Genomic DNA, 24,207 nt, shown 5'->3' on the forward strand with positions numbered 1-24,207 from the left:
GGTTTGCGGTGGCTATTTCGGTGGGGTCACACCCGTTCCCATCCCGAACACGGTAGTTAAGCCCACCAGAGCCGATGGTACTGCACCGGAAGCGGTGTGGGAGAGTAGGTCGCTGCCGCATTTTTTTCTTGGCCCGCTGGCGCAATTCGCGCCGGCGGGCTTTTTTCTTTTGTCGCGCTTGCGCACCGACACGGGCGTCGGATCGCGCGGCCGAGGCGCTCGCGCCGGCACCCGGGCGCCTCGTTCCGGTACACTGGCGCCTCTCTGGAGGTCAGCGATGAGTCGGGTCGTGGTCGGAGTCATCGGCGGGACGGGGCTCGGTGAGGCGCTCGGGGCGCTCGGGGCAGGCGAGCAGCGTGAGATCGACACGCCCTTCGGGCGCCCCTCCGGACCGATCACGCTCACGGAGGTGGCCGGCGTCCCGGTGGCCCTCCTGTCGCGCCACGGCGACGGGCACATGCGGAACCCGTCGGCCGTGCCCTACCGCGCGAACATCTGGGCGCTCAAGTCGCTCGGCGTGACCCACGTGCTCGCGAGCGGCGCGTGCGGGAGCCTCCGCGAGGAGGTCGCGCCGAAGCACCTCGTCATCCCGGACCAGGTGATCGACCGGACCTTCCGGCGGGCGGGCACGTTCTTCGACGAGCTGGCCGTCCACGTGGAGCTCGCGGCGCCGTTCTGCAACACGCTCCGCAACGTCCTCGTGAAGGCGGGCACCGGGTTCCCGGCGCGCGTCCACCAGGGCGGCACGTACGTGTGCATGGAGGGGCCGCAGTTCTCGACCCGGGCCGAGAGCGAGCTGCACCGGAGCTGGGGCGCCTCGCTCATCGGGATGACGCTGATGCCCGAGGCGAAGCTCGCCCGGGAGGCGGAGCTCTGCTACGCGGCCGTCGCCCTCCCCACCGACTACGACTGCTGGAAGCCGCACCCGGCGACCCTCGACCAGGCGAAGCTCATCGAGGAGATCCTCGGGAACGTGAAGGTCGCGACGCAGAACGCGCTCGAGCTCATCCGGCGCGCGATCCCGCAGGTCGCCGCCATCGAGAAGCCGTGCGCGTGTCAGTCCGCGCTCGCGCTCGCGATCTGGTCCGACCGGTCGCGGCTCTCCCCGGAGGTCCGCCAGAAGCTCGGGCTGCTCCTCGGCAAGTACCTCGGCTAGGAGGGCGGCGCGAACCACGGCCCGGCCCGGCGACCCCGCAGGTCCGGTGGTATGAAGTCGCGGTGACGCTCCTCCACGCCGCCTCGCTCCGGCTCGCCTTCGGCAGCCGCACCGTCTTCGACGGGCTCACGCTCACCCTCGAGGAGGGCGAGCGCGTCGGGCTCGTGGGCGTGAACGGCTCGGGGAAGTCGTCGCTCATGCGCATGCTCGCGCGCGCGGCGGAGCCGGACGCCGGCGAGGTGCAGCTCCGGCGCGGCGCGCTCGTCACCTACCTGCCGCAGGAGCCCACGTTCCCCGCCGGGGCGACCGTCGCGTCCGAGCTCGAGGTCGCGCGCGCGCCGCTCCGCGCGGCGATCGACGCGCACGCGGCGCTCTCGGCGCGCCTCTCGGCCGAGCGCGACGTCGCCGCCCACGATCGCCTCCTCGTGGAGCTCGCGCAGCTCTCGGATCGCATCGACCAGCTCGGCGGGTGGGACACGGCGCACGAGGCGCGGCGGCTGCTCGACCGGCTCGGCGTGAAGGAGTGGGACCGCCCCGTGGCGGAGCTCTCGGGCGGCACGCGCAAGCGCGTCGCGCTCGCGCGGGCGCTGCTCACGCACCCCGATCTGCTCCTCCTGGACGAGCCGACGAACCACCTCGATGCCGACACCGTCGACTGGCTCGAGGAGGAGCTCGACCGGCTGAAGGGCGCGCTCCTCCTCGTCACCCACGATCGCTACTTCCTCGACGACCTCGTGGATCGCATCGTCGAGATCGCGCCGGGCGCCGGCGTCACGAGCTACCCGGGGAACTACGAGGCCTACCTCGAGCAGAAGCTCGTGGCCGAGGAGCAGGGGGCGCTCGCGGGGCACAAGCGCGAGCGCTGGATCGCGCAGGAGGTCGCCTGGCTCCGCCGCGGGGTGGAGGCGCGGCGGACGAAGTCGAAGGCGCGCATCGAGCGGGCGCGGCGCCTCATGGCCGAGCGCGGGGCGGAGCGCCCGCGCGTCCCGGAGCTGCAGCTCGCGGCGACGCCGCGCCTGTCGCAGACGGTCCTCGAGGGGCACGACCTCGTGAAGCGCTTCGGCGAGCGGCAGGTCCTCGCGGGCGTGAGCCTCACCGTGCAGCGCGGCGAGCGGATCGGCATCGTCGGTCCGAACGGCGCGGGCAAGACGACGTTCCTGCGGGTCCTGCTCGGCGAGCTGGCCGCCGACGGCGGGCGCGTGGTGGTCGGCGCGCGCACGCGGGTGGCGTACCACGATCAGGGGCGCGAGGCCCTCGATCCGGAGCAGACGGTCTACGAGGCCGCCGGCGGGAGCCGGGACGGCACGCGCGGCGAGGACTTCGTGGAGCTCGGGGGCCGGCGGGTCGCCCTCCGCGACTACCTCGACGACCTCCTCTTCCCGCCCACCGTCCAGCGCATGCAGGTGAAGGCGCTCTCGGGCGGCGAGCGGAACCGGCTGCTCCTCGCGCGCGCCTTCCTCGCCGGCGCGAACGTCCTCGTGCTGGACGAGCCCACGAACGACCTCGACCTCGTCACGCTCAACGTGCTCGAGCGGCTCCTCCTCGCGTTCGACGGCGCCGTCCTCCTCGTCACCCACGATCGCTACTTCCTCGACAAGGTCGCGACCGCGATCCTGGCGTTCGAGGGGGAGGGGAGGGCGGTCCGCTACGAGGGCAACTACGAGACCTATCGCACGTTGAAGGGGCAGGCCGAGGCGGCCGCGCGCGCGGAGGCCGGACCCGCCCGCCCAGAGGTCCGCGCCGCGGGGCCGCAGGCCCGCACGGCGGCGCCGGCGGAGCGCGCGCGCCGGCCGGGGAAGCTCTCGTTCAAGGAGCAGCGGGAGCTCGAGGGCATGGAGGCCGCGATCCTCGCGGCCGAGGAGCGGAAGGCCGCGCTGGAGGCCGCGCTCTCGGACCCCGCCACCTACCAGAAGGACGGCGCCGCGGTCGGCGGCATGCGCGACGCGCTCGCCGCCGCAGGCGTCGAGGTCGAGCGGCTCTACGCGCGCTGGCAGGAGCTCGAGGCGCTGCGCGGCGCGTGATGCCGGGCCTGCGGCGGGCGTCCTCGCTCCTCGCGCCCGCAGCGCTCCTCTGCTTCGAGCCGCGCACTGCGGCGACCTGGCCGTGGGCCTCGCGCGCGTCGCTGCGGCCTCGGCGCCGGTCTCCTGCGCCTTGCGCGCCTATCTCCAGCCCCACGCCTCCGCGCCGTCCGGGATCCTCGCGTACGTCCTGCCGCCGAGCGGCGCGTAGAACGTCGCGTCGAGCGGCAGCTGGGTGGTCGCGTCGAAGACGCCGACCTCGCCCCCATCCGCGCCGGCAGTGAAGGGCACGGTGACCTTCCCGTGCGCCGGCACGACCGTGCCGGCGGGGAGCGCGCTCTGCAGCCGATCGCGGAGGTCGGAGGTGAGGGTGAGGCCCGCGAGATCGCGCGGCGCGTCCTCGCGGTTGTAGAGCTCGAGGAACCCCGGCCCGATCGCGTTCACGACGAGGCCGCCCTCCCCACGGTGCCGCTCCCTGGGGATCTCGCCCCGGAGGAACCCGGTGCGGCGCGTGACGTACTCCTCGAGGAACCGCACCGACGCGGCGGCGAGCTCCTGATCCACCCAGGGATCCCGCTGCAGCGGTCCGGCGATGAGGGCGTGGAGCGCCTCGATGCGCGGGAACGCCTGCGCCTCCGAGAACACGCCGTCGAGCATCTTCTCGACCTCGTCGAGCACCCGGTTGCGGAGCGCGGGCGCGTCCCACAGGCGCTGGAACAGCACCACGAAGGGCGGATGCGCGCTGACGCCGTAGCGCTGCGACTTGTCGGCCGCGACCCCCAGGGTGGCGGGATCGTAGAGCGTGTAGGTCGGGATCGCGTCGTGCCAGTTCGGCGTCGCCGTCGGACTGAGCCCGCGCCAGTACACGATCCGCGCGTTGTTGAGATCCCACGGCACGAAGGACCACTTGCCCGTCGCGGCGTCGTGGACGAGGTAGCTGCCCGAGTCGTCGATCCCCGACCAGCTGACGAGGATCGCGACCGCGTACATGCGGACCAGGCGATCGACGTCGAAGTGCCCCGCGAGCCAGGCGGGGAACTCGTGCTCCGGCGTCCGGTTGAGCTCGCGGAGGAACGTCCAGAGGTCGTCCCACGGCTGCGTCTCGTTCGTCTCCTTCTCCCACTGGCCCTGGTACGAGGCGGGAGGCGAGAGCTTCATCTCGCAGTCGCGGAGGCCGCAGCGGTAGGTCGTGGAGTCCGCGTCGAAGCCGTGATCGCGGAGGAAGTGCTTGTCGTCCGCCTCCTGCACCTCGACGTAGACGCCCTGGTGCTCCCCGTTCACGTCGAGCGTGATGAAGCGCCACCGCGGCGAGCGGACGCCGGCGCCCAGCAGGAGGCCGTAGCAGAACGGGTCGGAGAGGTAGCCGCCGTCGAGGTACTCGGCGAGGTAGTTGCGCGTCCGGGTGGGCCAGGATCCCGTCCCGGGCGCGCCGTCGTGGGTCTCGCCGCTCGTGGGGTGGCGCGTCTTCCAGCTGTGCTTCGGGTGCTCGCGCGCGCCGTCTCCGCGCTGCCGCAGCTCGACGTCGTACCAGGTGCCGCCGAGGTACAGCCGCCCCGGCGCGTACACCTTGCTCCACAGCTGGTAGACGATGTCCGCCGTCGACTGCGGGAACGTGATCGCGAGCGGCTCGACCTTCTGCTGGAGGTCCGGCCAGCTCACCACCTCGGGGACGCGGTCCGTCGGGGTGCCGGGCGTGCCGCAGTCGTTGCACGTCGGCGGGGGCGGATCTCCAGGAGGGGGATCCACCTTCGGGAGGGGCGGGGCGTCGGCGTTGCAGGCGAGGAGCACCGTGGCGAGGAACGCCACGAGGGCGAAGCGAGAGCTCATGCCCAAGGGGCGCTGCAACGCGCGCGCCCCGAGCGCCGGCGTCACGGGCCCGAGTCGCGACCGGGGCTCGAGCGTCGCCCGGCGCAGCCGCGAACGGGGCCGGCCCCGCCCCTCGCGCGACGCGCGTCGAGCGCCACCGGAAGAGGCCTCAGCGCGCGCGCCGGCGCAGACGCCGGAGCGTCTCGCTCACGGCGAGGGCGGCGAACGCGGCGAGCCCGGCGCCCCCGCCGGCGCTGGCGCAGCCACCACCGCGGACGACCGGCCCGCCGGACTGCCAGCTCGAGCCGCCACCTCCGCCCCCGCCGGTTCCGGCGGGCGCCGGCGCGACGTCCTTCGCGATCGTGAACTCGTCGTGGACGACGCCGTCGTGGCGAACGGACTCCACGTGCATCGAGCCGCCGTCGACCGTCACCACCACGTGCTGACCGACCTTCTCCCGGTACGCGGTGAACGGCGCCACCGGCTTCTCGAAGTCGTAGAGCCAGTCGCCCCCGCCGCCGGTCGTCACGTACACCGGCGCGCCGGGGCGATCGTACGCGCCCTCCCCGGTCTTCACCGGCGCGCCGTCGCGCGAGGGCCAGGTGCGCTCGTACAGGTGGTTGTGTCCCTGGAAGACGACGTCCACGCCGTACTCCTGGAAGAGCGGCTCGAGCGCGCTCGCCACCTCCGGGAAGGAGCCGTACTTGCCGGTGGCGAGCACCGGGCGGTGGAGCAGCGCGAGCTTCCACGGCGCCTGGGTGGCCGCGAGGTCTTCGCGCAGCCAGGTGACCATCGAGTCCCGCGTGCAGCCCGCGGTCGCGGCGTCCATCGGCGAGAGGCAGTTCGAGTCGAGCGCGACGACGTGCACGTCGCCCCAGTCAAAGGAGTAATAGCGCTCGCCGTCGGGCCCCTCCGGCAGCTCGAGCGCGTCGAGGTAAGGCTGGGCGTAGGGCAGCCGGTACTCGTGGTCGCCCGGCACCGGCCAGAACGTGGTCGAGGCGAGGAGCGCCGCCATCGGGCGGAACACCGCCGGATCCCAGTCCTCCGCCTTCCCGTCGGGATAGGCGTTGTCGCCCACGGTGAGCACCGCCGACACGCCGCGCGCGAGCAGCGCCGCCGTGTTTCCGGCCTGGATCGGGCCCTGGGTGCCGTAGTCGCCGATGACCCCGAGCACCGTCCGCTGGCCCTCGGCCGTGTCGGGCTCGCCGGGCGTGCGGAGGGTGCCCGTGGCGCGAACCGCTCCCTCGAGCTCGACGCGGTAGGAGACGACGCTCGCGGCGGGCAGGCCTTCGAGCCTGACCACGTGGTGCGCCGTGCCGGCGCTCTCCCCCACCACCGTCCCGCCGGCCCCGAGCTCCGCGACCACGCGCACGGCCGCCGGCACGTCGGTGTTCAGCACGACGAGCGAGGCGTGCGGCGCGGTCTGCTGCAGGAAGGGACCGCGCGTGATCGCGGCGGCCGACGCGAGGCCCGGCAGCACGAGCAGGGTGGAGAGGATCAGCCGGGCGAGCTGGCGCAAGCAGGTCTCCTCGTCGGCCCCTTTGCGGCGCCGCGACGTTCGAGTGGGTGGGAGGACCTGGGGAAACAGGGAGGGCACCGCGATCCATCCCGACCCCGCGAGACAGGGCCATGGCGTTCAGCCGATGGGAAAAGCGTTTCCACTCAGCGGAACGTCCTGGGACCGCGCGGCCGCATGCCCGGGCGTCGAGCGGTGGGCACCCCCGTTGCACCGTGAGCGGTCCGTGAAACCGTTCCGTCACTCGCTCGTCACGGTCGCGCTCGCCCTCGCGGCCACCCTGGGGCTCCCCGGCGGCGCGTCCGCGGAGGAGCCCGCACCCCAGCCGGACCCCGCCGCGGGCGCGCCCGACGATGGGCGCGTGGACGCGCCGGCGACCCGCGGGGAGGTGGGCCCGGCGATGGAGCAGGCTTCGGCCACGCCGCCGAGCGAGCAGGCGCCCGCCGGCGGTGCGGAGGCCGTGCCCGGTCCCTCCGTCGTGCCCGCGAGCACCGCCGCCGCCCGGCCCGCGCGCGCGAGGCCGGTGCCGCTCGCGAGCGTGCCGCGCTCGCCGCCGACGCCGCCCGCGGCCGCGCCGCCTCCCGCCCAGACTCCCGCCGAGCCGGCGCGGGGGACGCGCATCACGGTGCCGCTCGACGTCGAGGTGCACGGGCGGCTCTACATGGGCGTCGCGGCCGACGAGCGCGACGACTGGACGCGCCGGCTCGACATGTCCTCCGCCCGCATCGGCATCGAGGCGCGCCTGCCCGGCGTGCTCACGGTGCTCGAGGCGGACGTCGCGTCGAAGACGCCCATCAAGGACGCGTACGCGCGCCTCGACGGACCGTTCTCGACGCGCCTGCAGGCCGGGCGCTTCAAGGCGCCGTTCTCGGCCAGGCAGCTCGAGTCGAGCTGGAAGCTGCCGCTCGTCGATCGCGGCCTCGTGAACGGCTACCTCGTGAAGGACAACGAGCTCGGAGGTCGCCGGCTCGGCGCGACCGCCGGGATCCGCCCCTGGCGCGGCCGGGTCGAGCTCGCCGGCGGGGTGTTCGCCGGCGAGCGGAGCGCGTTCGGCGGGGAGAACCGCGCGCAGGACCTCGCCGGTCGCGCGTCCGCGCGCCCCTGGAAGCCCCTCGAGCTGGGCGTGACCGCGTACCGCGCAGGCTCGAGCGATCCGCTCGTGCCGGTGCGCCAGGCCGCGAGCGCGTACGCGCAGCTCTCCGGCGGGCCGCTCGACGCGAGCGTCGAGGGCTTCGGCGGGAAGCTCGACGCCGGCGCCTTCACGGCGGGGACCGCGCTCGTCGGCTGGACCTTCAAGCTCGGGGAGGCGAGGCGGCTGCGGGTGACCCCCGTCGCGGGCGCGGAGGTGCTCGAGCTGCGCGGGACGACCCGCGGGGTCGGGTACTCCGCCATCGCAGGGGCGGTGCTGGCGTGGACCGAGGGACTCAAGGTGAAGGTTCAGGGAGAGCGCGCGCGCCGTCCCGGCGACGAGGTGCCCGGGAACGCGCTGGCGATGCAGATCGCCACGAGGTTCTGAGGACCCGATGATCAACCAGGCGTTCGCCGAGACCGGCATCACGAACCTTCGCAGGGAGGTCAAGCTCCTGCTCGACCCGGACGAGGCCGAGTCGGTCGCCGGCGCGCTCGCGCGGTACGTCGCCCCGCTGGAGAGCCGCGTCGTGTCGGTCTACTTCGACTCGCCGCGCGGGACGCTCGCGCTGCGCGCCGCGGCCTCCCCGGACGACTGCGTGAAGGTCCGCGCCAAGGCGTACGCGCCCGATCGGAGCGACGCCCCCGGGCGCGTGGTGCTCGAGGTGAAGCGGGAGCGCGCCGGGATCACGAGCAAGGAGCGGATCTGGCTCCCCCGCGGCGAGGTGCGCAGGGTGGTCGCCCGCTCGCTCGCCTCCGCGTTCGGGGCGCTCTCGCCCGTGGTCGCGACGTCGTACCGGCGCCGCGTGTACCAGGCCACCGCGCACTGGCGGGTGACGCTCGACGACGCCCTCACGTTCCACGCGGCGAGCTGGTCGCTCTTCTCGGCGGAGGCCCCGCCCTGGCACGGCACCCTCGGACCCGCGTTCGGGGCCGAGCCGCGCGTCGTGGTCGAGCTGAAGTTCGGGCCGGAGGGGCTGCCGCGGTGGCTCGCTCACCTCGGCCGGGCGCGCGGCACGACCTACTCGAAGTTCGCGGCGGCGATCGGGCGCGGCGCCGACGACCGCTCCACGGGGGCATGACGGGTGTTCGTCTCTTTCGAAGGCATCGACGGCAGCGGCAAGACCACCCTCTCGAACCTGGTCTGCGAGCGGCTGCGGGCGGCCGGTCACGAGGTCCTGCACGCGCGCGAGAAGGGGGTGCTCGCGTCCGGCGTGGCGCGGCGCGTCCGCGAGCTGACGCGGGACGCGCGCCTGCTCGAGATGTCGGCCCGGACCGAGCTCTTCCTGAACCTCGCGCGGGAGACGCAGCAGCTCGACGAGATCGTGCGGCCCGCGCTCGTGGACGGCCGGCTCGTCGTCGCCGACCGCAGCCTCCACTCGCTCGTCGCGCTCTCCGCGGCGGGGCGTGGGCTGCCGCGGGACGAGGTCGAGGCGGCGGTGCGCGTCGGCGCGGGCGGCACGTGGCCGGATCTCGTCGTGCTCGTCGACGTCGATCCGGACCTGGCGCGGCTCCGCAAGCGCATCGGCAAGATCCTCGAGGGCCGCGACGGCGACGCCGAGTCGCGGAAGGGGCTCGCCGGCGCTGGCCTGCAGGTGCGCGTCCGGCGGCACCTCCGGGCGGAGGCCGAGCACGACCCGGCGCGCTGGATCGTGGCGTCCAACGAGGGGCGGCCGCTCGCGGCGCTGGCCGACGAGGTGACGGACGCGATCCTCGCGCGCCTCGCGCCGAGGACCACGCACGCCGCGCGGGCGCGCCGGGCCTCGGCCGGCGCCCGTGCCGCCGCGCTCGAGGCGGAGGCCTCGCCGGAGCGCGTCGGCGAGCGGTTCCGCGCCGCGATCGCCGCGCTCGCCGGGCCGGAGCCGCACCTCGCCGCGTTCCTCCTCGCCGGCATCCCGGGCGCCGCGGAGCACGCGCTGCGCGTGTCGCTCGCGGCGCGCGCGCCCCGCCTCGTCGCGCGGAGCCTCCAGGGGCTCGCCGATCCCGGCGCCTTCGCGCTCCGGCGCGCGCTCGCCGGAGAGGCTCCCGGCGACGTCCTCGCGAGCCTCGGCGACGACCCTTCTCCGGAGGCGATGGCGCTCCGCGAGCTCCTGTTCGAGGCCGCGCCCGAGGCGGCCCTGGCCGGGCTCGCCCGGAACGGCACGCCGGCCGCCTGGGAGCTGCGGGAGCGCGGGCTCGAGCGCGGCGCGCTCGGCGCGGTCCTCGACGGGCTCGGCGCCGTGGACGATCCCGACGCCTGGGCGCTCCGCGGGGAGGGGCTGCGCCGCGAGCTCGTGCTCCCCGTCGCGCGGAGCCTCGCCGGGCTCGCCGGCCCGCGCGCCGACGCGCTCCGGGTCGCGCTCGCCGACCGCGATCGGCTGGCCGCGCTGCGCTCCACGGCGGAGGTGGACGGCCCGGTGTCGCGCGAGCTGCGGGAGCGGCTCTTCGAGCACGCCGCGAAGCGCGTGCTGCGCTCGCTCACCGGGATCGACGCACCGTACGCGTGGGCGCTGCGCGAGCGGGCGCTGCCCGCGACGAAGGAGGCGCTCGACTCGGTGGACGGCATGGACCATCCGCGCGCCTGGGCGCTCCGGGAGGCCGGCGCGGAGCTGTGGCCCACGACCGCGGTGTCCTCGCTGCGCGAGCTCGCGCTCCGCGAGCGGGGCCGCGCGCTCGTGGCGCGGGCGCTCCGCGCGGCGCCCGCGAGCCTCCCGGTGCTGCGCAACGCGCACGCGGCGTTCTCCCGCGCGGCGCTCGCCGCCGCGGCGGCGGCACCGGTGGGGCAGGAGGAGGCGGCATGTTCGATCTGACCACGGCGTCCGCGGAGGTGGACCTCGCCGCGCTGCAGGTGGGCGAGCTCGCGCCGCGGTTCGCCGCCGCGCTCCTCATCGGCTCGGTGCTCGCGCTGCGCCCGTGGCGTTACCTCATGGGCCGGCGGCCGCCGCGCCCGGAGATGGCGCAGGCGCAGATCCTGCTCTGCGTCGCCGCCACGATCATCACCATCGTCATCGGCAACAGCCTCGCGAAGGCGTTCGGGCTCGTCGGGCTCGGGAGCTTCGTGCGGTTCCGCTCCGGCCTCAAGGACCCGCGCGACGCGGCCGTCCTCTTCCTCGTCATCGGGCTCGGCATGGCGTGCGGTCACGGCAGCCTCCCGCTCGCCTTCTCCGGCGCGGCGTTCGCCTGCGTGCTCCTCGCCGGGCTCGATCTGTTCAAGGTCCCCGACGCGCCGGCGGCCCCCGAGGCCGACGCGCGCCGATCCGAGGCGCCGCTCGAGATCCGGCCCGCCCCGGCGCCCGCACCCTCCAAGGAGATCGCCTGATGCCTCGCCGCCTGCTCCCCCTCGCCGCCGCCGTCGCGCTCGCCGCCTGCGGCGGGGGCGCCATCACGAACGACCCGACGCCGACCCCCTCCGGACAGAAGAACCTCGCGCCGCTCGCCACCGGAGCGAGCTGGCGGTACCGCGTCACCGATCCGCTCCGCGACGCGCCGTTCGAGAAGACGGTCCAGGTCGTCGGCCCGCAGCAGGTGCCCGGGTCCACCGCGTCGGCGATCCTGGTGGTCGACACCGAGCCCACGCAGGAGGAGCGCGGCTGGCTCGTCGAGAAGGACGGCTTCGTCCTGCGCGCCCGCGAGGAGGACCGGAAGGCTGGCCTGCTCGTGCGCACCACCACCTGGTCCCCCGCCGCGCCGAAGACCCTCTCCGCGTCGGCGCCGGTCGGCTCGGTGTACGAGGCGACCGTGCTCGAGCACGAGGAGCACGCGGACGGGACCTTCACGGAGAAGAACCAGACCTACCGGTTCACGGTGATCGCGAAGGACGTGCAGGTGACCGTGCCTGCGGGCACCTTCACCTGCCTGCAGGTCGCGCGCGTCCGCCTGGACAAGATCGGCAGCGACCGCACCTACTGGCTCGCACCCGACGTCGGGAAGGTCCGCGAGGAGGGCGAGCGCACCGAGGAGCTCGTCGCCTACACGCCCGCGCCGTGAGGGCGTGCACGCCTCGCGAATCCTCACTCCGCGACGACGCCTCAAGGACGAAAGACCTCGCTCGAGCGGTCGTCGTCCAGGGGAGCTCGAGTCGAGGGAACGGGACGCCGAGCGCCGCGTCGCGGCGGCGATACGCGCCGATATCGCGGCGCCGATGTAGGCAACCGCCCGTAAGGGCTGGGAATTCTGGCGGTAGTAACGTTGACCCCCTCGCGAGGCGAGCCCTATACTTCCGGGCCGTCGGCGCTTTCCCGGGCCCTCCTCTCGCCGAGCGTACCCACCTTGAGCGCATCCTCCCTGGACGAGCAGATCCGGTCGCACCTCGAGACGCTGGAGGCCGCGCCCGGCGATCCCGCCGCGTTCGAGGCGCTCGAGGCGCTCTACGAGCAGGACGCCCGCTGGGAGGACCTCGTCTCGCTGTACGAGGGGCGAGCGCGCCTCGTCCCCGAGCCCGGCGCGCCGCTCCTCGCCAAGGCGGCGGCGCTCGCGACGACGAAGCTCCGGAACGTGGCCCGGGCGGAGGAGCTCTACCAGCAGCTCCTCCGGGCCGATCCGGCCGAGCCGGGGGCGCTCGCCGCGCTCACCCAGCTCCTCGAGGATCGCCAGGACTGGCCGGCCCTCGCCGCGGTCCTCGAGCGCGCCGCCGGGGCGGCGGAGCCCGCCGAGGCGGCGCGGCTCACCCTGCGCCTCGGCGTGCTGCACGAGGAGCGGCTCGGGCGGAGAGATCGCGCGGCGCTCCTGTACGCGCGCGCCTGTCGCCAGGACCCGCGGCTGGCCGAGGCGCGCGCCCGGGGCGTCGCTGGCTTCGCGGCGCTCCGCCACTTCGCGCAGGCGAAGCGGCTCCTCGACGAGGCGCGGGACGCGGGCGCGGACGGGCCGACGCTCGCCGCGGAGTACGCGCTCCTCGCCGCGCGGCTCGTGGACGAGCCCCTCGAGCACGGCCTCGCCACCGACGCGGTCATCGAGGCGATGGCGCTCGACCGGGCCGCGCCCGGCGGGCCGGAGATCCGCGAGCGCCTGCGGGCCTTCCCGCGCGCGTGGCGCGACGAGGCGCGCACGCTGGAGGCGCGCGTCCCGAAGGCGCGCGATCGCCGCGAGGCGGCCGCGCTCCAGCTCCGCCTGGCCCAGCTCCACCTCGCCTACGATCCCGAGGGCGTGAAGCGCGCGCTCGAGCGGCTCGACCGCGCCTGGGCGCTCCTGCCGGGCGATCCCGCCGCCCTCGACCTCCTCGCCCGCGTGCACGCCGAGAAGGGCGATCACCGCGCGCACGCCGACGCCCTCGCGCGGCTCGCGACCAAGACCCGCGACCGCGCCGCCCTGGTGGCGCTGCACCTCGAGATGGCGCGCGTGGATGTGATCCGCTTCGCCGACGCGGAGAGCGCGCTCGACGCGCTCGGGAAGGCGCTCGCGCTCGATCCCGCCTGCGAGGCGGCCGCGCTCCAGGCCTTCGAGCACCACGCCGACGCAGGCCGGTTCGAGGAGGCGCTCGCGACCCTCGAACGGCACCTCGCCGCCGCGCCGCCGAAGGCCGCGCACGCGCCGCTGCGGGTCCGCGCGGCGCAGCTCGCCCGCGAGCGGCTCGAGGATCCGGCCCGCGCCCGCCGCCACCTCGAGGCGGCGCTCCGCGCCGATCCCGGCCACGCGCCCGCTGCCGCGGCGCTCGCGCCGCTGCTCGCGGACGCGGGGGAGTGGACCGCGCTCGCCCAGGTGCTCGAGGCCTCCGTGGGCCTGGAGCGCGATCGCGCCGAGCGGATCCGGCTGCTCGAGCGCCTCGCCGACGTCCAGCAGGAGCGGCTCGGCCGGCCGAAGGACGCCCTCCGGACGCTCTCGCGCGCGCTCGCGCTCGACCCGTCGCGGGCCGCGACGCGCAAGGCGATGGAGGGCGCCGCCGCGCGCGCCGACGCCTACCTCGACCTCGTGCGCGCCTACCGCGCCGCCGCCAGCGCGGTGCAGGACGACCTCCGCGCGCGGAAGACCCTGCTCCGCCGCGTGGCGGAGATCCTCGATCGCGACCTCGGCAAGCCCGAGGAGGCGGTGGGGGCCTGGCGCGCGCTCTCGGAGCTCGACCTCGAGGACCGCGGGGCGACCGCCGCGCTCGAGGCCTGCATGGCGCGCGCGGGCCAGCAGGTGGAGCTCGCGCAGGAGCTCGAGCAGCGCCGCGACGCGGCGGCGGGCGACGAGCGGCGCGCGCTCTCGGCGCGGCTCGGCGCGCTGTGGCTCGACGCCGCCCAGCCCGAGCGAGCCGCGGCGGCCTGGCGCGACGCGCTCGCCGCCGGCGAGGACGACGCGGGGCTCTGGGGCCTGCACGCGGCGCTCGAGGCGGTCGGCACCCCCGCGGCCGCGGAGGAGCGGGCCTCCGTCCTCGGCCGGCTCGCGGCGCGCAAGCAGGGCGCCGAGCGCGCCGCGCTCGAGATCGCCCGCGCCGAGCTCCTCGCGGATCCGCTCGGCAGGCACGCCGAGGCCGCGGAGGTCGCGCTCGCCGTGCTCTCGGCGGGCGGCCTCGGGCCCGCGCAGCAGGCCGACGCGATCGCGCTCCTCGAGCGCCTCCTGGAGCGGGGCGCGGAGCCGCTCCGCATCGCGCAGGCGCTCGCGCCGGCGTACGCGGCGGCCGGCGACGTCGGCCGGCAGGCGGCGGCGCTCGAGCGGATCGCGCAGGCGCTGCCCGGGACCGACTCGCGCGAGCGCGCCCGCCATCTCCTCGACGCCTCCGCGCTCCGCGCGGAGCGGCTCGGCGACGCCCGCGGGGCGCTCTCCGCGGCGCTCGCGGCCGTCCGCGCCTGCCCGCAGCACGGGGAGGCGCGCCGCCGCGCCGAGGTCCTCGCCGCCGGCGTGGGCGCGGAACGCGAGCTCTTCGAGGTGCTCGTCGAGGCCGCCGGGAAGCTCGCCGGCCGCCCCGAGGAGGAGCTGCCGCTCAGGCTGCGCGCCGCGGCGATCGCCGAGGAGGATCTCGGCGCCTTCGACGACGCCGCGCGGGAGCTCCGCCGCGCGCTCGAGCTCGCCCCGGAGGACCCCGCCGTCCTCGCCGCGCTCACCCGCGCGGCGCTCGCCGGCGAGCGCTGGACCGACGCGGCGGCGCTGCTCCAGGATCGCGCCGGGCGCGCCGCCGGGCCGGAGCGGGCGGCGCTGCTCGCGCAGCGCGCCGCGGTCCTGCACGACGGGCTCGGGGACCCTGCCGCCGCGGCCGCGGCGCTGCGCGAGGCGCTCGCCATCGCCCCGGAGGACGGGCGCGCGCGGCTTCTCGGCCGCCTGGCTGCCGCGCTCGGAGCCGCGGGCGACGCGGCCGGGCGCGCCGAGGCCCTCGCGGAGCTGTCGCGCACGGCGGCCGATCCGGCCGAGGCGGCGCGGGCTGCGCTGGAGAGCGCGCGGATCCAGGACGATCTCGGCGACGCCCCCGCCGCCGCGGAGCGGCTCGGCGCGGCGCTCGCGGCGAAGCCCGACGACCCGGCGATGCTCGCCGCCCTGGAGGCGCACCTCGACGGAACGAGCCCCGCGGCCGTGGCCGCCGCGGCCCGCGCGCTCGCGCGCCACCCCGACCCGCGCCGCCGCGCCCGCGCCCACGAGGCCGAGGCGCGCTTCGCCGCCGACCCCGCCGCCCGGGCCGCCGCCTGGCGCGCCGCCGCGCGGGTCCACGACCAGGAGCTGCACCAGGTCTCGCTCGCGTTCCTCGCGATGGCCGAGGCGGTGCGCGCCGCGCCCGCAGACGCCGCGCACCGCGCCGAGCTCCGGCGCCTCGCCGCAGAGGCGCAGGAGCAGGAGGCGTGCGCCCGCGTGTACGACGCGATCGGCGAGAGCGCGCCGCCGGAGCTGCGCGCCGCGATCTTCCGCGAGCGCGCGGAGCTCGCCGACGGCCGCAAGGACCCGGACCGCGCCGCCGAGGGGTGGAGCCGCCTCCTCGCCGCCGCGCCCGGCGATCGCGAGGCCCTCTCCGCCCTGCGCCGCCTGCACCGCTCGCGCGAGCGGTGGGGCGAGCTCGCCGACGTCTGCGCCGAGATCGCGCGCCGCGCCACCGACCCCGCGGCGCGGGAGGACGCGCTGCGCGAGGAGGCCGCCGTCGCCGAGGGCAAGCTCGGCGACCCGGATCGCGCCGCGGCCGCCTGGAGCGGCGTGGCCGCCCTCGCCCCCGAGGACGCGGAGGCGGGCGCAGCGCTGGAGCGGCTGCACGAGCGGCTCGACCGGCCCGCGGACCTCGCCGCCGCGCTGGAGCGGCGCCTCGCGCGCGGCTTCGATCCGGAGGCCGCCGCGCGCCTCGCCGAGCTCCGCCGCACGCGCCTCGACGATCCGGCGGGGGCGCTCGAGCTGCACGGCGAGCTCCTCCGCCGCGATCCGGCCCGGATCGCCTCGCGCGACGCGATCGTCGCGCTCGCGGCGACGCCGGGCGAGGTCGGCCGGGACGCGCTCGACCTCGCGGACGCCGCGCTCACCCAGGCCGGCGAGCACGCCCAGCGCATCGCCGCGCGCGAGGGGCGCCTCGCGGCGATCCAGGATCCCGCCGAGCGCGCCGGGCTCCTCGCCGAGATCCGCGCCGTGATGGAGCGCGATCTCGGCGAGCCCGCGATGGCCTTCGTGGCGGCCTGCCGCGCCTTCTCCGAGGGCGGCGGCGCGCGCGCGGGGGTCGCGGAGGACCTCGAGCGGCTCGCCCGCGCGACGGGGAACGAGGACGCGCTGTGCGACGTGTGGGAGGAGGCCGCCCGGTCGGAGGCTCCGGACGAGGGGCTCGCCCTGCGCCGGAAGGCCGCGCGCCTGCGCACCGAGCACGGCGGCGGCGCCCCGGCGATCCAGGCGTGGCGGGGGGTGCTCGAGTCCGTCACCGACGACGCGGAGGCGCTCGAGGCCCTCGAGGCGCTCTACGCAGCGGCGCGCTCCGCGTCCGAGCTCCTGGAGCTCGCCCGGCGGCGCGCGGCGCTCGCCGAGGGGCCCGAGCGCGCCGAGCACCTGCTCCACGCGGCGCGCGTGGCCGAGGAGCTCGGGGATCCGGCCGCGGCGCTCGAGGCGTACCGCGCCGCCCGGGCCGAGGCGCCCGCGGACGTCGCGGCGCTGGAGGGGCTCGAGCGGCTCCTGCCGCGGGGCGACGCGGAGTGGCTCGAGGTGGTCGCCGCCCTCGCGCACGGCGCCGCCGGGGATCCCGGGCGGCGGGTGCCGCTGCTCCTGAAGCGCGCCGCGGCCCTGGAGGCCGGCGCCGACGCGCGCCCCGCCATCGAGGCGTACGCCGACGTGCTCGCCGAGCGGCCGCGCGATCCGGGCGCGGTCGCCGGGCTCGAGCGGCTCCTCGCGCGGCCGGACGCGCGCGGCGACGCGGCGCGCGTGCTCGAGGACGTGCACCGCGCAGCCGGCGACGCGCGGAAGCTGGCGGCGCTCCTCGAGGTGCGGCTCGAGACGTCGGACGACGCCGAGCGGGTGCCGCTCCTCGCCGAGATCGCGGCGCTCCAGGAGCGGCTCGGGGACCGCGGGCGCGCCTTCGGCGCGAAGCTGCGAGAGCTGCAGGGCGCGTTGAGGCGGGGCGCGGACGCGCCCGGTGCCCGCGCCGAGCTCGAGCGGCTCGCCGCGGCGACGGGCGCCTGGGAGGAGCTCGCCGGCGCGTTCGAGGACGCGCTCGGCACGCCGGGGCTCTCCCCGCAGGTCTCGCTCGAGCTCGAGCGGCGCCTCGCGGTGATCTCCGCGGATCGGCTCGGCCGGCCCGACGCCGCGGCGCGCTGGTACGAGAAGATCGCGGAGGTCGCGCCGAGCGCCGAGGTGCTGGGCGCGCTCGCGCGCGTTTACCGGAAGCTCGGCGCGCACCGCGAGCTGGCGCGGACGCTCGGGCGGCTCGCCGACGTCGCGCCGGCCGCGGTCGCACGCAAGGAACTCCTGCTCGAGGTGGCGAAGATCATGGCTGAGCAGCTCTCCGACCGGGACGGCGCGGTCGCCGCTTACCGGAAGATCCTGTCGGTCGATCCCGAGGACCCGAACGCCCTGCGCCTGCTCGGAAAGCTGCTCGGCGCCGCCGAGAGGTGGGACGAGCTCGCCACCGTGCTCTCGCGCGAGGTCGCCGTCGCCGACCGGCAGCCGAACCTGGTCGCCGAGGCCGCCGAGCTGCGCTACCGGCTCGGGCGGATCCGCCACCAGCGGCTCTCGGACGCGGACGGCGCGCTCGACTGCTACCGCGCGGTGCTCGAGAAGGTGCCGCGCCACCCCGCCGCGCTCGCCGCGCTCGAGGACCTCGCCCGCGGGAGCGGGCCCGCCGCGGTCGAGGCGGCGATGCTCCTCGAGCCGATCTTCGCGGCCGAGGGCGAGCACGCGAAGGTGATCGAGGTGCTGGAGGCGCGCGCGGCCCACCAGACCGAGCCCGCCGCCCGCGCGGCGCTGCTGCGCCGGGTCGCGGCCGTGTACGGCGGTCAGCTCAAGAACGCGGAGATGGCGTTCCTCGCCGCGAGCCGGGCCCTCGCCGCCGACCCCGACGCGCTCGAGTCGCTCGAGCTCGCCGCGCGGCACGCGGAGGCGGCCGGCCTCGAGGACGAGCTCGGGGCGCTGCTCCAGGAGCACGCCGATCGCGCGCTCGACCCCGCCGCGCGCGCCGAGTACCAGCGGCGCATCGCGCGGCTCGCGAACGACGATCCGCGCCGCGCCGCCGAGGCCTGGCAGCGGCTGCTCGACCTCGCGCCGGACGACCGGGAGGCGACCGCGGGGCTCGTCGCCGCCCTCCGCGAGGGGGGAGAGCCCGAGGCGCTGGCGCAGGCGCTGCGGCGCGCGATCGCCCAGGAGGAGTCGCCCGACGGCCTCGCCGCGCTCCTCGCCGAGCTCGCCGCCGTGCAGGACGAGCGGCTCGGCGACCTCGCCGGCGCGATCCAGAGCCTGCGCCGGCTGCTGGACGTCGCCCCGCACGACCGGGACGCGCTCGCGCGCATGGACCGGCTCTGCGTCCGGACCGAGCGCTGGGTGGACCTCGGCGAGGTGCTCGCGCGCGAGATCGACGCCGCGGCCGCCGCCGGCGACGACGCGGCGCTCGTGCCGCTGCGCCAGCGGCTCGCCGAGCTGAAGGAGACGCGCCTCGTGGACCGGGAGGGCGCGCTCTCCCTCTACGAGGAGGTGCTCGCGGCCCGCCCGGATCACCCGGAGGCGATCGCCCGGCTGGAGGGGATGCTCCAGAAGGATCCCGCGAACGCGCGCGCGGCGACCATCCTCGAGGGGGCGTACGGCCGCGGCGGCGACTCCGCCAAGCAGGCCGCGGTGCTCGAGCTGCGCGCCGCGGAGCGGCCGGACCCGCTCGAGCGCAAGGCGCTCTACGTGCAGCTCGCGGAGCTCCGCGAGCGGCAGCTCGGCGACCCGCAGCTCGCGTTCCTGGCGCTCTGCAAGGCGTTCCGCGAGGACCCTGCCGACGGTGCGCTGCGCGCCCGCATGGACGCGCTCGCCGAGACGAGCGGGCACGACGAGGAGCTCGCGGCGATCTACGAGGACGAGCTCGACCGGCTCCCGCCGGTGGAGACGGCCCAGGTCGCCCTCCGGCTCGGCGCGCTCTACGAGGAGAAGCTCGCCGAGCCCTCCCGCGCGGCGGGCTTCTACCGGAAGGCGGTCGCGCTCGACGAGAGCTCCGCGGCGCAGGCGCTGCCCGCCCTCGAGCGGCTCTTCCAGCGGCTCGAGCAGTGGGAGGACCTCGCCGACGTGCTCGCGCAGCGCGCCCACGTCGCGCAGGGGGCGGACCGGGTGCAGACCCTGTTCCGGCTCGGCCAGCTGTGCGAGGAGCGGCTCGCCGCGCCGGACCGCGCCGCCGAGGCCTACGAGGCCGCGGCCGCGGCCGACCCGCGCCACGTCGCCTCGCTCCGCGCCCTCGAGGAGCTCTACGAGGCGGCCGGCCGGCGCGAGGACCTCTTCCGGAACCTCGCCGCGCAGCGGGTGGCGCCCGGCGACGCCGCGGCGCGCGAGCGCGTGCTCGCCAAGATGGCCGCGCTGGCGGCCGACCTCGGCCACCTCGACGAGTCGGTCGCGCTCTGGAAGGAGCTCCTCGCCGCGCGGCCGCGCCACGACGGCGCGCTCGCCGCGCTCGAGGACCTCTACGAGCGGCTCGAGCGCTGGCAGGACCTCGCCCAGCACCTGCGCCTGCGCGTGCAGGCCACCGTGGACCGGCGGGAGATCGCCCGGCTGAACGACAAGCTCGGGGCGATCCTCGGCTCGCGCCTCGGCGACCTCGCGCAGGCGACCCAGTCGTACAAGGCGGTGCTCGACTCGGATCCGAAGAACCGCCGGGCGCTCGAGGCGCTGCGCGACATCCACGCGGCGCAGGGCGACGTGGAGGCGCTCGCAGGCGTCTACCGCCGCCTCGTGCCGGTGCAGGAGGACGCGGCGGGCGTGAAGCGCGTGCGCCTCGAGCTCGCCGAGGTGCTGCTCCGCGCCGGCAACAAGCGCGAGGCCATCGAGCAGGCGAAGCTCGCGTTCGACATCGAGCCGCACGGGGCCGACGAGCTGGTGCGGATCGAGGAGGTGTTCCGGGCGGCCGGCGCAGCCGCCGAGGGCGTGCGGGCGGCGGAGGCCCGCGCGGCGCTCCTCGCCGCGCAGGGCGGGCCCGCCGAGGCGATCCCGGCCTGGCTGGCGGTGGCCGAGCTCTGGAAGCAGCAGCGTCGCCCGGACGCCGCCGCCTCGGCGCTCGACAAGGTGCTCGAGCTCGACCCGGCCAACCGGACCGCCTACGACGCGCTGCGCGCCATCCACCAGGCGGCCGGCAACTGGCGCGCGTTCACGCGGGCCTGCGACGTCTTCGCCCCCAACGTGGTCGATCCCGCCGAGAAGGTCGCGCTCCTGAAGGAGGTCGCGGGCGTCCACGAGAAGAAGCTCGGCCAGAAGGAGATGGCCTTCCTCTCCTGGTGCCGCGCGCTCGGGGAGGCGCCCGGCGACGCCGAGGCGCTCGAGGCGGCGGAGCGGCTCGCCGACGAGACCGAGGCGCACGAGGAGCTCGCCGGGGTGCTCGAGCAGGTCTCCGAGGAGGCGCGCGGGATCGTGCGCGCGCGGCTCATGCTCCGGCTCGGCAAGCTGCGCGACGAGCGGCTCGACGACCTGGAGGGCGCGGAGGCCGCCTTCCGCCGCGCGCTGGAGGCGGATCCGGCGAGCCCGGAGGCCCTCGAGGCGCTCACCGAGCTCTTCAAGCGGCGCGGCCGCGTGCGCGACCTCGTCATCACCCTCGAGCAGAAGCTCGAGGCGGCGGCGGGGCTCGAGGAGAAGAAGGCGACCCTGCTCGAGGTCGCGAAGATCTACGACGGCGAGCTCGGCGACGTGGACGAGGCGGTGGGCGCGCTCCGGCGCGTCCTCGAGCTGGACGGCGCGGACGCGCTCGCGCTCGAGGCGCTCTCCGGCCTCTACCGGCGCGAGCAGCGCTGGGCGGACCTCGCGGGCGTGCTCTCCCGCGCGCGCGACCTCGCGCCGGACGACGCGCAGCGGATCGCGTTCCAGCTCCAGATCGCCGCGCTCTACGAGAACGAGATCGGCGACGACGAGGCGGCGGTCGAGGCGTACCGGACCGTCCTCGGGCTCGACGACCGGAGCGCGGGCGCGCTCGCCGGCCTCGAGCGGCTCTACACGAAGCTCGACCGCTTCGCCGAGCTGAACCGGGTCTACGAGCGGCAGATCGCGCTGGCCGAGGACCCGCGCGAGCGGGTGCGGATCCTCGCGAAGAGCGCGGGGATCCACGAGGAGAAGCTGCACGACCCGCGCGCCGCCATCGAGAAGGAGGAGGCCATCCTCCGCGTGGACGGCGGCAACCTCGCCGCCGTGAAGGGGCTCGAGCGGCTCTACCGCGACGAGGGGCTCTGGGACCGGCTCATCAGCGTCATGCAGCACCACCTGTCGCTCGTGACCGACCGGCGCGAGCAGGTCGCCCTCGAGGTCGCCATCGGCGAGGTGTGGTGGAAGGAGATGTCCCGCGTCGACCGCGCGGAGGCGATCTTCAACCACGCCCTGCAGCTCGACCCGGACTCGCGCGAGGCCGTCTCCGCGCTCGGCCGGCTGTACGAGCGGAGCGGCAACTGGAACCTGGCCCTCGACATGCTGCGCCGGGAGGCCCGCATCGCCGGCGGCGCCCGGGACGCGGTCGAGATCCACGTCCGCATCGGCGCCATCCACGAGGACATGCTCATGGACGCGGCGGGCGCGAAGGAGGCGTACGCGCGCGCGCTGCAGCTCGACCCGGGCTGCCTGCCCGCCCTCCGCGCGCTGAAGGGGATCGCCGAGCGCGAGCGGGATCGCGACCGGTTCCTGGAGATGCTCCTCGAGGAGGCCCGCTACACGCCGGACGCTGCGGAGAAGACCGGCCTCTACGCGTCGGCGGGCCGAATCTACCACGAGGAGCGCGACGACCGCGATCAGGCGGCGCGCTACTACGAGGAGGCGCTGAAGCGCACCGCGGGCTTCCCCGACGCGGCGCGGCCGCTCGCGGACATCTACGTCGCGCAGGCGCGCTGGCCGGACGCGGAGCGCGTGCTCGACGGGGTGGTGGAGGCGCTCGCGCTCGAGGGCGATCCGAAGGAGCTCTGCCGGCAGTCCTACCGCCAGGGCTACGTCGCCGAGAAGCTCGGCAAGCGCGACAAGGCGCTCGCGTGCTACCGCCGGGCCTACGAGCTCGACTCGACCTACCTGCCCGCGCTCGAGGGGCTCGGGAACCTGCTCGTCGCCGAGCAGCAGTGGGAGGAGGCGCTCCGGATCTTCACGACCGTGATCGTGCACCACCGCGACGCGCTCACCGATCTCGAGGTCGTCGAGACGCACTGGCAGATCGGCGAGATCGCCGGGAAGCTCGGGCAGACCGAGCGCGCCGCGAACGCCTACAAGAAGGCGCTCGAGATCGACGCGAACAACGAGCCGTCGCGCAAGAGCCTCGTCGCCGCCCTGGAGGCGATGGGCGACGTGGAGGGCGCGGTGGAGCAGCGGCAGCGGCTCCTGCCCCTCCTCGAGGGACCGGCCAAGCTCGCGAACCTCGTCGCCATCGGCGAGGCCTGTCGCGACAGGCTCAAGGATCCCTACCAGGCGATCGACGCGTTCCTCGCCGCCTCGAAGCTCGATCCCACCGCGCTCCCGGTGACCGAGGCGCTCCTCGGCCTCTACCGCGAGACGCGCCAGGGCCAGAAGTCCGCCGACGTGCTCGCGCAGATCATCGCCCGGCCGGAGGTCCAGGCCGATCCGGTCCGCGCGGCGCGGCTGCACGCCGCGCTCGCCGACGTCCTGCAGGACGAGGTGAAGGACGAGACCGCGGCGGTCGCGGAGCTCGAGAAGGCGCTCGATCGGAACCCGCGCCTCGTCCAGGCGTTCGCGAAGATCGAGGAGATCCTCACGAAGGGGAAGCGCTGGACCGACCTCGAGCAGGCGTACGTGCGGATGATCCAGCGGCTCCCGAAGACGCCCGACGTCGCGCAGGCGCGCGTCGCGCTGTGGCGGACGCTCGGCGATCTCTACCGCGACGTGCTCCGCAACGAGGACGGCGCCCGCACCGCCTACGGCGTCGTCGCGCGCTCGGACACGGAGGACGCGGCCGCGCTCGAGGCCTACGCCGATCTCGCCGCGAAGAAGCCCGGCGAGGAGGCCGGCGCGATCGCCGCCTACCGGCAGCTCGTGAAGCTCGGGGCGAAGCCGCAGAAGGCGGCCTCCGCGCTCGTCTCGCTCCACGCCGCCCGCAAGCAGTACGACCTCGCCTACGGCGCGGCGCAGGTGCGAGTCCACCTCCTGGGCGGCGCGAGCGGCGACGAGGTCCAGGTGGTCGGCCGCCTCAAGAAGTTCGCGCGCGATCAGGCGAGCCGGCCGCTCGACGACGCGCTCTGGGCGCTCCTCCTCCACGAGCGCGTGAAGGGGCCGCTCGCCGACATCATGACGCTGCTCGCGCTGCACGCCCGCGGGATGTTCGTCCAGCGCGAGAAGGACCTCGGGATCACGCCGAAGAAGGACGAGCTCGACGTGCGCGGCTCGATGCTCTTCTTCGCGAACATGTTCAAGTACGTGGAGCGCACCCTCGGCTTCGAGGGGCGGCTGCGGCTCTTTCGCAAGGACGACGTCCCGCAGCGGCTGCAGCTCGTGCCCACGGAGCCGGCGGGCCTCGTGGCCTCGGAGGACATGTTCCGGGAGCGGCCCAAGAAGGAGCTCTGGTTCGCGATCGCGAAGGCGATGGCGTTCGCGCGCCCGGAGCTCCTGCTCGCCCGGCTCATGCCGCACGACCAGCTCGACCTCGTCTTCCAGGCGGCCTGCTCGGTGGGGAGCTCCCGGTTCGTCGTCACGGCGGATCCGCACCTCGTCGAGAAGCTCAAGCGCGAGCTCGAGCGCACGCTGCCCGAGAACGTCACCAAGAACACCCTGAAGCTCCTCGCCCGGAGCTACTGCGACCTGCAGCACCCGGGCGACGTCCGGGCCTACCTCGACGGCGCGGAGCTGACCTCGAACCGGGTGGCCACGCTCGTGGCGGGCGACCTCGACGTGGTCCGCCGGGCGGTGGTCGCCGAGAAGCCCCAGGTTTCGAAGCTGAGGGAGGAGACGCGCCTCCGCGACCTCGCGGGGTTCTGCGTCTCCGAGGAGTACGGCACGCTCCGGGAGAAGCTCGGGGTGTCTTGCGTGGTGCCGGCGTGAGGTCCCGCTCCTTGACGCTGGACGCTACCCAAACCTAGGATCGACGCGGG

The 24,207-nt window shown here is 76.1% G+C and carries 10 protein-coding genes and 1 rRNA gene; 9 read left to right on the top strand and 2 right to left on the bottom strand.

Annotated features, from left to right (window positions below):
* Positions 1-4: 4 nt before the first annotated feature.
* From rrf to MLV88_RS21360, 3 genes are all read left to right on the top strand, one after another.
* Positions 5-121, top strand: a 5S ribosomal RNA gene (gene rrf / locus MLV88_RS21350).
* Between the two features lie 156 nt (positions 122-277).
* Positions 278-1,156: an S-methyl-5'-thioadenosine phosphorylase gene (gene mtnP / locus MLV88_RS21355; protein WP_242341361.1), complete on the top strand. Its 879-nt coding sequence runs from the start codon at positions 278-280 to the stop codon at positions 1,154-1,156.
* Between the two features lie 62 nt (positions 1,157-1,218).
* Positions 1,219-3,177, top strand: a complete 1,959-nt coding sequence (locus MLV88_RS21360) for an ABC-F family ATP-binding cassette domain-containing protein (protein WP_242341360.1) — start codon at positions 1,219-1,221, stop codon at positions 3,175-3,177.
* 138 nt (positions 3,178-3,315) lie between these two features.
* On the opposite strand, the gene MLV88_RS21365 is transcribed toward MLV88_RS21360, so the two are convergent.
* Together MLV88_RS21365 and MLV88_RS21370 are read right to left on the bottom strand one after the other, a co-directional pair.
* Positions 3,316-5,001, bottom strand: a complete 1,686-nt coding sequence (locus MLV88_RS21365; RefSeq protein ID WP_242341359.1) for a CotH kinase family protein — start codon at positions 4,999-5,001, stop codon at positions 3,316-3,318.
* Positions 5,002-5,149: 148 nt separating this feature from the next.
* Complete coding sequence (locus MLV88_RS21370) at positions 5,150-6,499, bottom strand: metallophosphoesterase (protein ID WP_242341358.1); 1,350 nt, start codon at positions 6,497-6,499, stop codon at positions 5,150-5,152.
* A 223-nt stretch (positions 6,500-6,722) separates the two neighbouring features.
* Here MLV88_RS21370 and MLV88_RS24725 point away from each other — a divergent pair, with 223 nt between their 5' ends.
* From MLV88_RS24725 to MLV88_RS21400, 6 genes are all read left to right on the top strand, one after another.
* A complete protein-coding gene (locus MLV88_RS24725; RefSeq protein WP_243338657.1) occupies positions 6,723-8,012 on the top strand; it encodes a porin in 1,290 nt (429 codons plus the stop codon).
* A 7-nt stretch (positions 8,013-8,019) separates the two neighbouring features.
* Positions 8,020-8,706, top strand: a complete 687-nt coding sequence (locus tag MLV88_RS21380) for a VTC domain-containing protein (RefSeq protein ID WP_242341574.1) — start codon at positions 8,020-8,022, stop codon at positions 8,704-8,706.
* Between the two features lie 3 nt (positions 8,707-8,709).
* Positions 8,710-10,413, top strand: coding sequence for a dTMP kinase (locus MLV88_RS21385; protein ID WP_243338658.1), 1,704 nt, complete (start codon positions 8,710-8,712; stop codon positions 10,411-10,413).
* A complete protein-coding gene (locus MLV88_RS21390; RefSeq protein ID WP_242341499.1) occupies positions 10,401-10,922 on the top strand; it encodes a DUF4956 domain-containing protein in 522 nt (173 codons plus the stop codon). The genes MLV88_RS21385 and MLV88_RS21390 overlap by 13 nt, the downstream gene beginning before the upstream one ends.
* Positions 10,922-11,590 carry a hypothetical protein gene (locus tag MLV88_RS21395; protein ID WP_243338659.1) on the top strand — a complete coding sequence of 223 codons (669 nt, stop codon included), beginning with the start codon at positions 10,922-10,924 and terminating at the stop codon, positions 11,588-11,590. The genes MLV88_RS21390 and MLV88_RS21395 overlap by 1 nt, the downstream gene beginning before the upstream one ends.
* A 282-nt stretch (positions 11,591-11,872) precedes the next feature.
* A complete protein-coding gene (locus MLV88_RS21400; protein ID WP_243338660.1) occupies positions 11,873-24,157 on the top strand; it encodes a tetratricopeptide repeat protein in 12,285 nt (4,094 codons plus the stop codon).
* The last annotated feature ends 50 nt before the right edge of the window (positions 24,158-24,207 follow it).

This window comes from Anaeromyxobacter soli, from assembly GCF_022808855.1.
GTDB classification, from domain to species: Bacteria; Myxococcota; Myxococcia; order Myxococcales; family Anaeromyxobacteraceae; genus Anaeromyxobacter; species Anaeromyxobacter soli.